Genomic DNA, 15,894 nt, shown 5'->3' with positions numbered 1-15,894 from the left:
TCAATGGCCGGCGCTCTCCATGCGTCGCGTCGCAAGCACACGTTCCAGCCAGCCGATTTCCATTTCCGGCACGGATTTCAAAAGCAGATCGGTGTAGTCGTCGAAGGGTGGCGACAGCGCCGTCGATTTTGGCCCGAACCGTACCAGCCTGCCGCGATGCATCACCGCCACGCTGTCGGCGATCGCCCGGACGATCGCGATGTCATGGGTGATGAAGACATAGGACAGCTGCTCTTCTTTCTGGAGGCGGAGCAGCAGCTTGAGGATACCCTCCGCCACCAGCGGGTCGAGCGCCGAGGTCGGCTCATCGCAGAGGATGAGTTCGGGCTTGGCGGCAAGGGCTCTGGCGATCGCCACGCGCTGCTTCTGTCCACCGGACAGTTCGGCCGGATAACGATCGATGAAGCCGTTGCTCATCTCGATCTGGTCGAGCAATTCCTTCACCCGGGCGGTTTTCTCAGCACCTCTGAGGCCATAATAGAAGGTCAGCGGGCGGCCGATGATGTCGCGGACCGTCTGCCGCGGGTTCATCGCCGTATCGGCCATCTGGTAGATCAGCTGAATACGCCTGAGGTCGTCGTTCGGCCGGCTCTTCAGGCCAGGCATCAGCAGTCTGCCGCCGAAGACGATGCGGCCGCTGCTTGGCGGCAACAGGCCGGTGATGACGCGTGCCAGGGATGATTTTCCCGAACCGGATTCGCCGACGACGGCGAGCGTCTGCCCCTTCGGCACGTGCAGCGAGACATCGTGCAGCACCTTGAAGCCGTTGGAATATTCGGCGCTGACATTTTCCACCTTGAGAAGTGCGGCAGACTGGTCGGCGGCCTCCTCGCGATAGGCCTGCCTGACATTGACGAGCGCGCGCGTATACTCTTCCCGCGGCGCCTCGATGATCTGCTGGACGCTGCCATATTCCACCTGCTTGCCGTGGCGCAGCACCATGATGTCGTCGGATATCTGGGCGACGACGGCAAGGTCGTGGGTGATATAGAGGGCGGCCGTATGGGTTTCCTCGATGGCATGTTTGATTGCCGCCAGCACGTCGATCTGCGTGGTGACGTCAAGGGCTGTGGTCGGCTCGTCGAAAACGATGAGTTCGGGGTTGGAACAGAGCGCCATCGCCGTCATCGCCCGCTGCAATTGACCGCCGGAGACCTGATGGGCGAAGCGCTCGCCGAAGGTTTCAGGATTGGGCAGGCCAAGGACCCGAAACAGATAAAGCGCCCGTTTGCGCGCCTCCTCCCTGCTCATCAACCCATGTTTGAGCGACGCTTCGATCACCTGATCGCCGAGCCGGTGCGCCGGATTGAAGGCGGCGGCCGCCGATTGCGCGACATAGCAGACCCGGGCGCCGCGGATTTTCCGGATGCCGTTCTTCCCCAGCGGCAGGATATCGGCGCCGTCGAGCCGTACCTCGCCGCCGGTGATTTCGGCGCCGCCCCGGCCATAGGCGAGTGCAGCGAGGCCGATCGTCGACTTGCCGGCGCCCGATTCGCCGATCAGGCCCAGAACCTTGCCTTTCTGCAGGTCGAAGGAAACGCCGTCGACGATCGTCACCCGCTTGGGTGGTTCGCCGGGCGGATAGCTGGTTGCTTCGATCTTCAGATTGCGAACCGAAAGAAGCTCAGGCATCGCCGCGCCCTCCCTTGAGGCTGGATGTACGTTTCAGGAGCCAGTCGACAACGAGGTTGACGCAGACCGCGAGAACGGCGATCGCCGTGCCCGGCACCAGCGCGGCGGAGATGCCGAAGATGATACCGTCCTTGTTGTCCTTGACCATGCCGCCCCAATCGGCCGCCGGCGGCTGAATGCCGAGGCCGAGGAAGGAAAGCGTCGAGAGGAACAGGATCGAGAAGGCGAAGCGCAGCCCGAACTCGGCAAGCAGAGGCGACAGCGTGTTCGGCAGGATTTCGCGGAAGATGATCCAGAGCTTGCCTTCGCCGCGCAGCTTGGCCGCCTCGACGAATTCCATCACCGCGACATCGAGCGCCACGGCGCGGCCGAGACGATAGACGCGGGTGGAATCGAGGATCGCCATTACCAGGATCAGGACGATGATGTTCTGCGGCAGGACCGCAAGAACCACCAGCGCGAAGATCAGCGTCGGGATCGACATCATCAGATCGTTGAAGCGCGAGAACACCGTGTCGATGATGCCACGCGAGACGGCAGCGGTGAAGCTCAGGATGATGCCGAGGGAGAAGGAGATGATGGTGGCGGCGGACGAGACCAGCAGTGTCGTGCGCGCGCCGTACATCAGGCGCGAGAGAATGTCGCGGCCGAGATTGTCGAGGCCGAAGATATAGTGATCATCCGGCAGCTGCCAGACGTCGCCGACGACCTGCGTCTCGCCATAGGGGGCGAGCCAGGGTGCAAAGAGCGCGAAGATGAAGGCGATGGCGATGCCGGTGATGCCGATCCAGGCGGTGATGGGGATGTATCTCAATCTCATCGCGGATGCCTCAGCCGGGGATTGGCGACGATCGCCAGAATATCGGCCGTCATATTGAGGAAGATATAGACGGCCGCGAAGATCAGGCCGCAGGCCTGCACGACCGGCATGTCGCGCACGGTGACCGCATCGACCATATATTGCCCCATGCCGGGATAGACGAAGACCACTTCGACAACGACGACGCCGACGACGAGATAGGCGAGATTCAGCGCGACGACGTTGATGATCGGCGCCAGCGCATTGGGTGCGGCGTGCTTGACGATCGAGCGGAAGGCGCTGAGGCCTTTCAGCTCGGCAGTCTCCATATAGGCCGAAGACATCACCGAGAGGATGGCGGCCCGCGTCATCCGCATCATGTGGGCGAGCACGACGAGCACCAGGGTTGCCGTCGGCAGCGCGATCGCCTTCAACCGCTCGACGAAGCCCATACTGTCATAGACCGTCGCCGGAAAGGTGGCGATACCGAGCTTCACCGCGAAGAAGAGGATCAGCAAGTAGCCGATGAAGAATTCCGGCAGCGAGATCGCCGCAAGCGAGATCACATTGATGATCTTGTCCGGCAGGCGGTTGCGGAAATGCACCGAGAACATGCCGAGGCCGACGGCGAGCGGCACTGATATCACCGCGGCGAAAGCCGCCAGAAAGAGCGAATTGCCAAGGCGTTTGCCGATCTGCTCGCTCACCGAATTCTTGCTGGCCCAGGAGGTGCCGAAGTCCCCCTGGACGGCGTTGCCGAGCCATTCGACGTAGCGCGTCGTGACCGGACGGTTCAGTCCGAGATCCTGACGAATATTGGCAACGGCTTGCGGTGTTGCCGACTGGCCGAGATAGGTTGTGGCGAAATCGCCGGGCAGAGCTTCCAGCCCGCCGAAGATCAGGATGGAAACGGCGAAAAGCAGCACGATGCTGAGCACGAAGCGCTCGAGGATGAGGGCAAGCAGCGGAAAACGCTGCCGGAACCTCAAGCCCGGCAAAATATTGCTCGGGACAGGATTGGTCATGGCGAAGGCCTCTCGTAAAACGTCAGGAGGGACCGCAGGTTTCATCCCGCGGCCCCGGCTTCGTCGGAGATCAAAGGGCGTTTCGCCCCTCAGGCGTCCAGCCAGACGCGGGTTGCGACATAACCGTTCGACATGTCGTTACCGATATCGTGGACATAACCCTTCACCTGCTTGGTGGAGGCGTTCACGAAGTCGTTGAACATCGGCAGGATCACGCCGCCTTCGTCGCGCACCATCATCGCCATGGCGCGGTACATGTCCTTGCGCTTGGCTTCATCCAGTTCGGAGCGGGCCTGCAACAGCAGCTTGTCGAAGTCGGGACGCTTGAACTTGGTGTCGTTCCAGTCCGCCGTCGAGAGATAGGCGGTGGAATACATCTGGTCCTGCGTCGGACGGCCGCCCCAGTAGGAGGTCGAGAAGGGCTGGACGTTCCAGACGTTGGTCCAGTAGCCGTCGCCCGGTTCGCGCTTGACCTCGATCTCGATCCCGGCCTTCTTGCAGCTTTCCTGGTAAAGAACCGCGGCGTCGACGCCGCCGGGGAAGGCGACTTCGGAAGTGCGCAGAAGCACCGAGCCGCTATGGCCCGATTTCTTGTAGTGGAAGGCGGCCTTGTCAGGATCGTAGACGCGCTGCTCGATGCCCTCGGGGAATAGGGCATAGGTGCTGTTGATCGGAAAGTCGTTGCCGACCTTGCCGTAACCGCCGAGGATCTTCTGCACCATGGTTTCGCGGTCCATGGCGTATTTGAGCGCCAGGCGCAGGTCGTTATTGTCAAACGGCGCCTTGTCGCAGTGCATGATGAAGACGTAATGGCCGCGGCCGGCGGTTGAGAGGATCTCGACATTGGGCGCGCGCTTCAGCAGATTGACGGTCTTCGGATCGACGCGGTTGATATAGTGCACCTGGCCGGACGACAGGGCCGCGATGCGCGCGGTCGCGTCATTCATGCCGATGACTTCGATCGAATCGACGTAACCCCGGTCGCTGCGCCAGTCGTCCTTGTTCTTTTCGAAGGTGGCGCGAACGCCGGCCTCGAAGCTCGTCAGCTTATAGGGACCGGTGCCGATCGAGGCGAGCGGATCGTCGACGCCTCCGTTCGGCTGGATGACCAGATGGTAGTCCGACAGCAGCAATGGCATGTCGGCATTGCCTTCGCTGAGCGTCAGTACGAGATTGCCGCCGTCGGCCTTGATTTCCTTGATCGAGCCGAGAACGCCGAGCGCGCCGGATTCAGACTTTTTATCAGTGTGACGCTTCAGCGTCGCAACGACGTCGTCGATCGTCAGTTCCTTGCCATCGTGGAACTTGACACCCTTGCGGATCTTGAAGGTCCAGGTCGCCGCGTCTTTCGACGGCTCCCAGGATTCGGCAAGCGCGGGCACCGCGGCACCGGTCAGCGGGTCGGATTCAACCAGCATGTCACCCCAGCAGCGGCCGACGCAGAACATGAACTGCGACAGGAATTTCGCCGGATCATTGGAATCGGTGGCGGCCCCGCCTTCGAGGCCGAGCTTCAGGTGGCCGCCGCGCTTCGGTTCTGCGGCTTCGGCACTTTCGGTAAAGAGCTTGTCGGCGACGGCAAGTGTGATGCCCGCTGCCATGGCGCGTCCCATGAATTCGCGGCGGCTGAGCCCGCCTGCGGTGACGCGGCTTGCGAGAAATTTGGTATAGTCGTTCATTCCCCAGTTCCTTCTTTATTGTGCGTTGACAGAACTTCCGGGCAGATCCGCAGGCGGTTTCCTCTCCGCCTTCGGTGCCCGCATCATGCGGGAAAACATTGCGGTTGCCGCCGCCTCGTTATTGTCCTTTCCAGATAGGGTTTCGCTTCTCGGCGAAGGCCCGCGCGCCTTCCAATTGGTCTTGGCTCGAATAGAGCCTGTCGACCGTTGCAAACTGCCGCTTGGTGACCTTGTTCATGGCAGTCTGGAACGTCGAACCCTCCGCTTCGCGCACGATTTCCTTGATCGCCGCATAGACGAGCGGCGGCCCGCTCGCGAGCAGGCGGGCAAGCTCCCAGGCTCTCTGCATCAGCCGCTCGGCCGGCAGGACCTCGTTGACGAAACCCCAGCGATGCGCCTCATGAACGTCGAGCCAGCGTCCGGTCAAAAGCATGTCCATGGCGATATGATAAGGGATGCGCTTCGGCAGCTTGATCGAGGCCGCATCGGCAACCGTACCGGAGCGGATTTCCGGCAGCGCAAAGGTCGCATGTTCGGCGGCGATGATCAGGTCGGCTGAGAGTGCGATCTCCAGTCCGCCGCCGCAACAGATGCCGTTGACCGCACAGATGACAGGCTTGTTGAGATCGCGCAGCTCCTGCAGCCCGCCGAAACCGCCGACGCCATAATCGCCGTCGACCGCATCGCCTAATGCTGCCGCCTTGAGGTCCCAGCCGGCGCAGAAAAACTTCTCGCCCGCACCCGACACGATGGCGACACGCAATTCAGGATCGTCGCGGAAATCCCGGAAGATCAATCCCAGGGCACGGCTGGTCGCCAGGTCGATGGCGTTCGCCTTCGGCCGGTCGATGACGACTTCGAGGACGCCTCCGTCATGTCGTGTGCGAATGTGGTCGCTCAACCTATGCTACCTCCTCCGCCGTATCAGCGCATCGACCGCGGCAACGCCTTGCCCTTCGGGAAGGACCATCAATGGATTAATGTCCAGTTCCTCCAGCCATGCCGCGTTCCTTACGACATAATCTGCCGCTGCTGCGATAGCGACGACCGCGGCGTCGAGATCGCCTTTTGGCCGCCCGCGATAGCCATAGATCAATTTTGCAAGTTTGAGACGAGAAATCGCCGCGTAAATCTCAGTTTTCGTCGCCGGAAGTGGAAGAATGACCGAATCCTCAAGCAATTCAACGAGGATTCCGCCCGCTCCGAGCGTGAGCGACAATCCGAAGACAGGGTCGCGGATCGCACCGACAATCAGCTCGGCGACCGGCGGATCAATCATTTTTTCAACGAGATAACCGGCATTCAGCGGCATGGCCGCCGCCGCGTTCGAAACCGCTTCAACATCCTTAAGGTTGAGCGCGACAGCCCCGGCCTCGGTCTTGTGCGCGATGCCGAGAGCCTTCAGCACGACGGGAAAACCGAGCCGTTCGGCCTGTTCGCCGGCTTCGCGGGGAGAAAAAGCCTGCAGCCCTCGGGGAACGGGAAGGCCGCAGGCAGCAAGTTCGGTCTTTGCATCGGCTTCCGTCAGCGTCTCGATCTCGCCGTCCACGCAGGGCACGTCGAGCAGCGGCAGGGGAGGTGGTGCTCCCCACGCTTGGCCGATGCCGGCCGCGACTTCCACTGCAATGATGGTTTCGTCGATGCCTGAAAAGGCAATGATGCCATTTGCCATCAGTCGATTGGCGATCGGCTCGGGCATATTTTCCGGAAGTGTCGCCAGAATACCGGCCAGCGCCCCGGTGGCGGAGGCAGCAGCGATGACCGCGTCGACCGTCATCGCCCATTCGGAGGCATCGCAGCGGTCATCGCGCGGGAAGTCGAGGATCACGAGATTGAGGGCATAGCCGCCTTCGAACATGGCGCTGAAGGCTTCGGTCTGGCGCGCGAGATCACCCCAGACGAAGGTGTGGTAATCGAGCGGATTGGAAAGCGTCACCATCTCGCCGAGGACCCGCCGCAGACGCGGTAATTGCTGCGGCGGCAGGGGTGGGAATTCGACATTGCGGCCGACGGCGGCATCGGCCATCAGCGAAGCCTCGCCGCCCGAGCAGCTCATCGACGAGATCGAACGGCTTGCGAGCGGGCCGGCGACATGCAGCAGCTTCAGGATTTCCAACAGCGCCGGCAAGCTCTGGACACGGCCGAGGCCGAGACGAGCGAGTACGGCGTCTGCCACGGCATCGCTGCCGGCAAGCGAGGCAGTGTGCGACACCGCCGCGCGTTTTGCCTGCTCGGACCTGCCGACCTTCAGCACGACCACCGGCTTCCTCGATCGGCGGGCAGCGGCGGCCAGGCATTCCAGGGAAGCAAGATCGCCGAAACCTTCGACATGGAGGCCGACTGCCGTCACGCGCGGATCGTCGATCAGGGCGCAGGCGATGTCGGCAAGCGATGTCTGCGCCTGATTGCCGGCCGTGACCACATAGGCGATCGGCAGCCCACGGGTCTGCATGGTCAGGTTGATTGCGATATTGGAGGATTGCGTGAGGATCGCCACACCTCGTTCGATCCGCTGCATGCCGTGCTGATCGGGCCAGAGGAGCGCGCCGTCGAGACCGTTGATCAGCCCGTAGCAGTTTGGCCCGAGGATGGGCATATCGCCAGCCGCTTCCAGCAGGGCTTGCTGCAGCTCGGCGCCGTCGCCGAGTTCGCCCATCGCCTCGCTGAAGCCCGATGCATAACAGACCGCCCCGCCGGCGCCGGCCGCAGAAAGGCTACGTACGATCTCGACGGTCAGCGTCCTGTTGACGCCGACGAAAGCGGCGTCCGGCGCCGACGGCAGATCGGATAACGACCGATAACACGGCCGCCCCAGCACCTCGTCGAGTTTGGGATGGACGGGCCAGATCTTGCCTGAAAAGCCCATGCGGTCGCATTGTTCGATCACCCTGCGCGCCTCACGGCCGCCGAAGACGGCGATCGTTTGCGGTCTGAGCAGGCGGTCGAGCGGGCTGGATGTCATCGGCTCATGCTCCCAGAGGCCGAAGCAGGTCGCGGCTGATGATATGCCGCTGGATTTCGGATGTGCCGTCCCAGATGCGCTCGACCCGCGCATCGCGCCAGAAACGGGCAAGCGGCAGATCGTCCATCAGACCCATGCCGCCGAAGATCTGGATCGCCTCGTCGGTCACGCGTGCCAGCATTTCGGAGGCATAGAGCTTGGCCGAAGCGATCTGTCGGTCGGCCGACAGGCCGGCATCGAGCCGCCAGGCGGCTGAAAGCGTCAGCCATTCGGCCGCGTCGATTTCGGTGATCATATCGGCGAGCTTGAACGACACGCCCTGATTGGCGCCGATCGGCCTGCCGAACTGCTTGCGCTCGGCGGCATAGGGCAGGGCCATCTCAAAGATACGCCTTGCCCGGCCGACGCAGGTGGCGGCAACCGTCAGCCGCGTGCCGTAAAGCCATTGGTTGGCAATATCGAAGCCGCGATGCACCTCGCCCAGCACTTGGGCTTCGGCAATGCGGCAATCTGCGAAGCTAAGCGTCGAGTTGTGGTAGCCGCGATGCGAAACGGAATCGTAGCCCTTCAGGATTTCAAACCCCGGCGTGCCGCGATCCACCAGGAAAGCGGTGATCTTCTTCTTGATGCCCTTCGGCGTTTCCTCCTCGCCAGTCGCCGCGAAGACAATCACAAAATCGGCGACGTCGGCATGGGAGATGAAATGTTTCGTGCCGTTCAAGACGAAATCGCCGCCGTCACGGCGGGCAGCACACTTCATGCCGCGCATGTCGGAGCCGGCGTCCGGCTCGGTGATGGCAAGCGCATCGATCTTCTCGCCCCGCACCGCGGGCAGCAGGTAACGCTCGCGCTGCTCGCCCTCGCAGGCCATCAAGATGCCCGAGGGCCGACCGAAGAAAACCGTCAGGCCGAGCGAGCCGCGCCCGAGCTCGCGCTCGACCAGCGTGAAGGTGACATGGTCGAGGCCGGCGCCGCCGACCTCCTCGGGGAAATTGCAGGCGTAGAAGCCGAGATCGACGCATTTGCGCTGGATCTCGCGGCCGAGCTCGGGCGGGACGATGCCGGTCCGTTCGACCTCGTTCTCATGCGGATAGATTTCGGCTTCGACGAAGGTGCGGACCGTCTCGACGATCATTTCCTGTTCTTGGCTGAGACCGAAATCCATGTTGATCCTCCTAGCGCTTCTGGCCGACGTGGCGGCCGACGCCTTCAGGCAGCGCCAACGCCGCATGGGCACTCGCGATCACCTTCGCCTTGTCGAGCATGGCGGCCGGCGCCGGCACGGCCTTGCCGGCCTTGCTGTCGACATGCAGCAACATGTGCTCGGCGGTTGCGAAAACTTCGTCCGTCGCCGTGTCGTGGAGAGTATGGAAGAGATGCAGTCGCTTTTCGTCGACGGACAGTATCCGGCAGGTCGCATGGATTGCCTGGCCGAGCTTCGCCTCGCCGAGATGACGGATGTGGGTTTCCACCGTGTAATAGCTCTGCCCCGCCTCGACATAAGCGAGATCGACGCCGATCAAACGCAGCAATGCATCTGTCGTATCGCCGAAAACCTGCAGGTAGCGGTGCTCGGTCATATGGCCGTTATAGTCGACCCAGGCAGGGCTGACTTTCGTCTCGACGAGCCGCAGCGGCCTCGACGAGCCGAAAGACTTCGTCGCGCCGCCGCCTTGCGCCCAGAGCGATTGCTCGAAATCCTTCAGCAGCTTGCCGGCGCCCCAGCCCTTGCCGCCATCGCCGCCCTTCAGCGCCTGCAGGATGCCGACGAGGTTTTCGTCGCGGACGCGTTCGAGTTCGCGGATCGAGAGATCGGCCGCCTGTTCGTCGGATTGCCGGCCGATCTTTTCGATCAGCGCGTCGTCGAGATCGACGACATCGGTGAGCTTGGTCCAGGGCCAGGCGAGGCAGGGACCGAACTGGGCGAGGAAGTGGCGCATCCCGGCTTCGCCGCCGGCGATGCGGTAGGTCTGGAACAGGCCCATCTGCGCCCAGCGCAGGCCGAAAGAATAGCGGATGACGTCGTCGAGTGTCTCGACGGTGCAGATATCATCATGGATAAGCCACAAGGCCTCGCGCCAGAGCGCCTCGAGCAGCCGGTCGCCGACGAAGGCCTCGATCTCTTTGGCGATGTGGACGCCCTTCATGCCGATCGGCGGAAGTCTTTCCATCGCCGCCTGGATAGTCGCTGCCGAAGTCTTCTCGCCGCCGACGATTTCGACGAGCGGCAAGAGATAGACGGGATTGTAAGGATGGGCGACGAAGAGGCGTTCGGGATGCTTCATGTCCCGCTGCAGATCGGTCGGCAACAGCCCGGAAGTGGAGGAGCCGATCAGCGCGTCGGGTCGCGCCACAGCATCGATCTGGGTGAGGACGCCGCGCTTGAGATCGAGTCTTTCCGGCACGCTTTCCTGGATCCAGTCCGCATTGCCAACGGCCTCTTCCAGCGTCTTGCGGAAGCTCAGCCTGCCGCGCGGCGGCAGCGGTGCGCCGGTCAGCATGGCATAGGCTCTTCCGGCATTGGCGATCACCTCGCCGACGATGCGGTCCGCTTCCGGATGCGGGTCGAACACATCGACGTCGATGCCGGCCAGCAGGAAACGGGCGATCCATCCGCCACCGATAACGCCGCCGCCGATACAGGCCGCCTTGCTGATCTTGGTCATGATATCCTCAGCGCTTCGTCAGCTTCAGCTTCTTGCGAACGTCCTCAGGACCGATGATCCGCGCCCCCATGCCTTCGACCACCTGCACGGCCTTTTCGACGAGATGCGCATTGGTGGCGAGCTGGCCCTTGCCGACGAAGAGGTTGTCTTCCAGGCCGACGCGCACGTTGCCGCCGGCAAGAACCGCTGCGGCCGGATAAGCCATGGCATTGCGGCCGATCGAAAAGGCCGAGAAGGTCCAACTCTGAGGCACGTTGTTGACCATCGCCATGAAGGTATTGAGATCGTCGGGCGCGCCCCATGGAATGCCCATGCAGAGCTGGATCAGCACCGGGTCTTCTATCAGGCCTTCCTCGGCAAGCTGTTTGGCGAACCAGAGATGGCCGGTGTCGAAGGCTTCGATCTCCGGCCGCACACCGAGATCCGTCATCTTCTTCGCCATCGCCCGCAGCATGGCCGGCGTATTGGTCATGACATAGTCGCCGAGATTGAAGTTCATCGTGCCGCAGTCGAGCGTGCAGATCTCCGGCAGGCATTCAGCGACATGGCTGACGCGCTCGGTGGCCCCTGCCATATCCGTGCCCTTCGGATTGAGGGGAAGGGGGCTTTCGACATCCCCGAAGATCATATCCCCGCCCATGCCGGCAGTGAGATTGAGGACGACGTCGATATCCGCCGAGCGGATGCGGTCGGTGACTTCCTTGTAGAGATCGTTGCGGCGGCTGGCGGCCCCCGTTTCCGGATCGCGTACATGGCAATGGACAACAGCCGCCCCAGCCTTGGCGGCGTCGATCGCGGAGGCGGCGATCTGCTTGGGAGTAATGGGAACATGGCTGGATCTGGAAATCGTATCGCCGGCGCCCGTGACGGCGCAGGTGATGAAAACATCGCGGTTCATTGCAAGAGGCATGTTTTTGTTCTCCCCGTCTTACCGACCATTACGCGGCAGGATCGGCGGAGATGCTTTGCATTTTCGGAACTCATCGATACATTATCGGAACAACAGGGAGGTGGCTTTGCTGCAACGATCGACGGAACGGCTTGATATCGATCTTCTCGTCCTGCCGGATGCGAACCTGATCCTGATCGCCTCTGTCATCGAGCCTTTGCGCGGCGCCAACCGCATCGCCGGCAGCGAACTCTATCGCTGGCGGCTGCTGACGCCGGACGGAGCGCCGGTCCCGACCACCAGCGATATCGCCATCCCGGCCCAGGGGATGTTCCAGGCGACGCGGGACGAAGCGCCGCTGTTCGTGCTTGCGAGTTATAATTGGCGCCGCAGCGCGACGCCGGCGCTGAAGATGCAGCTGTCGCAGGCCGCCCGCTACCGTACGACAATCGCCGGCATTGAGTCCGGTACCTGGCTGCTGGCCGAGGCAAGCCTGCTCGATGGCCTATCGGCAACCGTTCATTGGGAAGACTATGAGGATTTTGCACTGGCCTATCCTGAGGTGCGGGCCGTCAAGGATCGTTTCGTCATCGACGGTAAGCGGCTGACGACATCGGGATCGCTTCCGACTGTCGATCTGATGCTGGAGGTGATCAGACAACGGCAAGGCTATTCGCTGGCGCTCGAAGTCAGCCGGCTGTTCCGCTACGAGCAGCCGTCCTTCCATGCGGACGAGCCGCTTGCCGCGGCCTCGGCGGGACTGCACATGCAGGATTCCCGCGTGACGCAGGCGGTGCGGCTGATGGAGGAGCATATCGAGCAGCCTCTGATCCTCGCGCGGCTGGCCCGCAGGGTCGGCGTCAGCGCCCGGCATCTGCAGGATCTCTTCCAGCAGAGCATCGGCGCGCCGCCGCATGTGCATTATCTGGCGCTACGCCTGAACGCAGCGCGCCGCAAGGTGATCGAGACGACAGCCTCGTTCGCCGACATCGCCGCGGCGACCGGCTTCAATTCGGCTTCGGCCTTTGCGAGAAGCTACCGGGCGAGTTTCTCCGAGAGCCCCTCCGAGACGAGGCGCCGACTGCGCCGGCGCATCATACCGGCGACGCCATAGGCTGGAAAGCGTCGCGCACCATCTCGGCAAGCACCCGCACGGCTTCGCTGGAGCGATACGTGCTGCGGCGGAGCACAACCTTCGAGGAATCGACCGGCGGAAAACCGTCTTCGGCGGTCAGTTCCCGGCAGCCGGGCGGGATGCTGCTGCGCGAAAGCGTGGTGACGGCAAGGCCCGCGGTCACGGCATTCTTCAGCCCCGAGCCGGTATCGGCGATGAAGGCGATCCGGTAGTTGCGGCCGATCTGCTCCAGCGACCGCAGCGCAAAATCGCGCGACCAGGTGGAGTTGCGATAGGTCGCAACGGGCAGCGGATCAATGTCATGCAGCCGATGGACCATCGATGTGACCCAGACTGTGGGATCGATGCAGAGAACCTCGCCCTTGTTCTGATCGCTCCAGTCGAAAACGACAGCCAGATCGAGTTCGTCCCGTTCCAGGGCAGCAAGGTTGCGAACCGTGTAGTCACAGGAAACGGTGACCTCGACCGCCGGATGGCGCACCGCGAAAGCCGCAAGGGCTGCCGGCAGCACCGTCTGGCTATACTCTTCGGGAATTCCGATACGCACCGGTCCGTCGAGCGGCTTGCTGCGGATCGTCACGGCGGCTTCGTTCAAGAGATCGATCACCCTGCGAGCATAAGGCACCAGTTGCATGCCCTGGCGCGTCAGCAGCACGCCGCGGGCGCCACGCTCGAAAAGGCTTTCGCCGATCGCTGCCTCGAGCCTCTTGATCTGGGTGCTGATGGCCGATTGCGTCCGCCCGATGCGCTGGGCAGCCGCGGAGAAGTTCGACGTTTCGGCGACGACCAGGAAGGTCCTCAGCAGGTCGCTCTCGATTGGTGCTTGCATGAAATAGCCATAGAAAAAATCGATGACAGCTATCACTACTATTCATTTGCCGAATGTCAATTCCGGGCGCAGGAATGAACCGCGTTCGACTTCCTTCTTCGAGACCATCTGCGTGACCATTGAAAATCCGACCACACGCCTCGCAGGCAGCGAGCACGAGAAGGGTGTGCTTCTCATCGTTGCCGCGACGCTTGCCTGGAGTGCGAGCGGCGTTTACGCGCGGCTGCTCACGACCGACGTATGGACGGCGATTGCCTGGCGATCGTTGTTCGGCGGCCTGTTTCTGCTGATCCCCTGCCTTTTCCTCGAAGGGGGCATCTCGCGGCGGCAATGGCGTTCCGTTTTCCATCCCTCGGGACTTGCGATGATCGCCTGCCAGACCTTCAGTCAGGGCTGCTTCATCGGAGCGCTCTACATGACCACCGTCGCCAATGTGACGATGATCTATGCGACGACGCCGTTCATCGCCGCCTTGTTCGGATGGCTCATCCTCAAGGAGAGGGTCGCCAGGCGGACGCTGATTGCCGGCGGCGTCTCGCTCTTCGGCGTTGCGGTCATCGTCGCCTCGTCGATCGGCGGGGGCACCGGCTGGGGCGACCTGCTGGCGCTCGGCATGACCGCGTCGTTTGCGCTCGTCATCATCATTCCGCGCATCGATCCCAGCGTGCCGAGCCTGCCGCCGACCGTCGTCAGCGCTTTTCTGACCCTGGTCATCTTCGCGCCGTTCGGTTCGGTCGGTTCGCTCGACCTGCACAACTGGATCGTCCTTGCCGCCTTCGGCGCGACCAATTTCTCCCTCGCTCTGGTGCTCTTCCTTGCCGGGGCGAAGCGGATGCCGCCAGCCGAGGCAGCGCTGATCGGCACGATGGAAATCGTGCTGACGCCCTTCTGGGTCTGGCTGCTGTTTTCGGAACAGCCGCCCGTCGCCACCTATTTCGGCGGCGCGATCATCCTCGGCGCCGTGTGCTGGCACACGGCGGTCGACTTCAATCGGGGCCGGTGGTCACGTAACTAAATGTCAAGTGGCCGCAGCACGAGACGCAATGCGACGAGGCATGCCAACACCATCGCTTTCGGGGAGGGGCCAGAGCGGGCCACTCGCCAAAACGATCAGGTTGACCGTTCACAAACCGCCAGACAGCGCATAGCGCTACTGACCGCTAGCCAAAGAACGCACGGAGCTGAGCGAAAAAACCGCTTGGACTGCGATCTGCCATCTTTCGCACGCGACGAGCGACTGTCGCCGCGCTGACGCGTTCACCAAAATGGCAAAAGCAGACAACATCGTGCAACTGCTCGTCGCTCAGTTCGAAGAACCGTCTGGCCTCCCCATAGCTGTCATTTTCCATTCCTGCCGCCCGCAGGATGGGGTCAGCGAATGCAACAGAAATCGGTGTGTCGTCATCCCGCAGGGCAAACCGGTCTGCGATCGGCTGATATTCGGTTTCGTGAAGCGTTCTAAGATACGGTCTGGGGCTGCGTTCGAGACATTCAGCCCACCGTTCAATGCGTTCGCGCCGCGTTAATTCAAGGCGCTTACAGGTCGTGCTGACCTTTGCAACTGCTTTCAGTTGCTCCAGTGCATACTGTTCCATTCCGGCCTCCTATCTTCGCAAAAATAGATGGTCCGCTCCCAAAAACAGCGTGGCTCAGGTCGAAGCCGATGTCCAATCACGATTGAAAACGGCGCCTGCTGCGGGCCGAGCAGATGTGATCACGGCAAGACGGCCAATTGGCCAAATCAGGCTCCAGAGCATAAGCTGAGGCTCGACAGCGGGCGATATCATCGCTCAAACTATTTGATCAGAGGCCTGCATCAAATTTCTGAAGCGATCCGGAAAACCGCCCTATTCCGGGGGCCAACGTATTCGCTTGAGCGGCATGCCGCCGCAGCTTCGCCGACGTCGTCTTTGAATTGCACCCATGTCGTTTTTTTGGGCGCTGTTTTCCGCCCCGCGTGGTTTTCTTATGGTGTTCAAGGCGCCGCCTCGCAAACCGGCGACATGAACCAATGGAAGGCCGGTCCGGCCGCCCGGCAGCTGTTATAAGAACTGAATCCGCAAGGAGATCACCGGAGAGAACCGGAAAGATATCGAAATGGATCGAAAGGAGGTTCTGGAGCCCGAAACCGGCGCTTACGCAGCAGATCGACGATTGCGGCGGCGATGACGAGCGGAACGACAGGCAAGACCTATCGTGTTCACTCTCTCCCTTCATCCAATCTGTCCATTCGTGAAATTCGAATATCGCCCGATGCGGCGATATCCGGCGCGTTGTG

13 protein-coding genes are annotated in these 15,894 nt (G+C 62.2%); 2 read left to right on the top strand and 11 right to left on the bottom strand.

Annotated features, from left to right (window positions below):
* The 9 genes from GR197_RS20675 to GR197_RS20635 all read right to left on the bottom strand — a co-directional run bounded on the left by GR197_RS20675 (position 1) and on the right by GR197_RS20635 (position 11,673).
* Positions 1-1,632: an ABC transporter ATP-binding protein gene (locus GR197_RS20675; RefSeq protein ID WP_164012892.1), complete on the bottom strand. Its 1,632-nt coding sequence runs from the start codon at positions 1,630-1,632 to the stop codon at positions 1-3.
* The gene (locus GR197_RS20670) at positions 1,625-2,452 is read right to left on the bottom strand and encodes an ABC transporter permease (RefSeq protein WP_164012890.1); all 828 of its coding nucleotides are present in this window, start codon (positions 2,450-2,452) and stop codon (positions 1,625-1,627) included. Before GR197_RS20670 ends, GR197_RS20675 begins: the two co-directional genes overlap by 8 nt.
* Entirely contained in the window at positions 2,449-3,456 is a 1,008-nt protein-coding gene (locus GR197_RS20665; RefSeq protein WP_164012888.1) for an ABC transporter permease, read from the bottom strand. Before GR197_RS20665 ends, GR197_RS20670 begins: the two co-directional genes overlap by 4 nt.
* An 89-nt stretch (positions 3,457-3,545) precedes the next feature.
* Positions 3,546-5,135, bottom strand: a complete 1,590-nt coding sequence (locus GR197_RS20660) for an ABC transporter substrate-binding protein (protein ID WP_164012886.1) — start codon at positions 5,133-5,135, stop codon at positions 3,546-3,548.
* 118 nt (positions 5,136-5,253) lie between these two features.
* Entirely contained in the window at positions 5,254-6,036 is a 783-nt protein-coding gene (locus GR197_RS20655) for a carnitinyl-CoA dehydratase (protein ID WP_164012884.1), read from the bottom strand.
* A gap of 6 nt (positions 6,037-6,042) precedes the next feature.
* On the bottom strand, positions 6,043-8,097 hold the full coding sequence (locus GR197_RS20650; protein ID WP_164012882.1) for an acetate--CoA ligase family protein: 2,055 nt from the start codon (positions 8,095-8,097) through the stop codon (positions 6,043-6,045).
* A 4-nt stretch (positions 8,098-8,101) separates the two neighbouring features.
* Entirely contained in the window at positions 8,102-9,262 is a 1,161-nt protein-coding gene (locus tag GR197_RS20645; RefSeq protein ID WP_164012880.1) for an acyl-CoA dehydrogenase family protein, read from the bottom strand.
* 10 nt (positions 9,263-9,272) lie between these two features.
* Entirely contained in the window at positions 9,273-10,763 is a 1,491-nt protein-coding gene (locus tag GR197_RS20640) for a carnitine 3-dehydrogenase (RefSeq protein ID WP_164012879.1), read from the bottom strand.
* 7 nt (positions 10,764-10,770) lie between these two features.
* Positions 10,771-11,673, bottom strand: a complete 903-nt coding sequence (locus tag GR197_RS20635) for a 3-keto-5-aminohexanoate cleavage protein (RefSeq protein WP_164012877.1) — start codon at positions 11,671-11,673, stop codon at positions 10,771-10,773.
* On the opposite strand from GR197_RS20635, the gene GR197_RS20630 reads away from it, so the two are divergent.
* The gene (locus tag GR197_RS20630; RefSeq protein WP_246724643.1) at positions 11,672-12,766 is read left to right on the top strand and encodes a GlxA family transcriptional regulator; all 1,095 of its coding nucleotides are present in this window, start codon (positions 11,672-11,674) and stop codon (positions 12,764-12,766) included. The two genes, GR197_RS20635 and GR197_RS20630, sit on opposite strands and share 2 nt — an antisense overlap.
* Here the strand turns inward: GR197_RS20630 and GR197_RS20625 are convergent.
* Complete coding sequence (locus GR197_RS20625; RefSeq protein WP_164012873.1) at positions 12,747-13,616, bottom strand: LysR substrate-binding domain-containing protein; 870 nt, start codon at positions 13,614-13,616, stop codon at positions 12,747-12,749. The genes GR197_RS20630 and GR197_RS20625 overlap by 20 nt on opposite strands.
* A gap of 112 nt (positions 13,617-13,728) precedes the next feature.
* Between GR197_RS20625 and GR197_RS20620 the strand changes: the two genes are divergently transcribed.
* Positions 13,729-14,631 (top strand): EamA family transporter, encoded by a 903-nt coding sequence (locus GR197_RS20620; protein WP_164013065.1) that lies wholly within the window; start codon positions 13,729-13,731, stop codon positions 14,629-14,631.
* Between the two features lie 145 nt (positions 14,632-14,776).
* On the opposite strand, the gene GR197_RS20615 is transcribed toward GR197_RS20620, so the two are convergent.
* Complete coding sequence (locus GR197_RS20615) at positions 14,777-15,211, bottom strand: hypothetical protein (RefSeq protein WP_164012871.1); 435 nt, start codon at positions 15,209-15,211, stop codon at positions 14,777-14,779.
* Positions 15,212-15,894 lie beyond the last annotated feature (683 nt).

Origin of the sequence: Rhizobium phaseoli, from assembly GCF_010668805.1 — a bacterium.
In the GTDB taxonomy this organism is placed as follows: domain Bacteria; phylum Pseudomonadota; class Alphaproteobacteria; order Rhizobiales; family Rhizobiaceae; genus Rhizobium; species Rhizobium phaseoli_A.
This window is presented reverse-complemented; position numbering and strand designations above follow the sequence as displayed.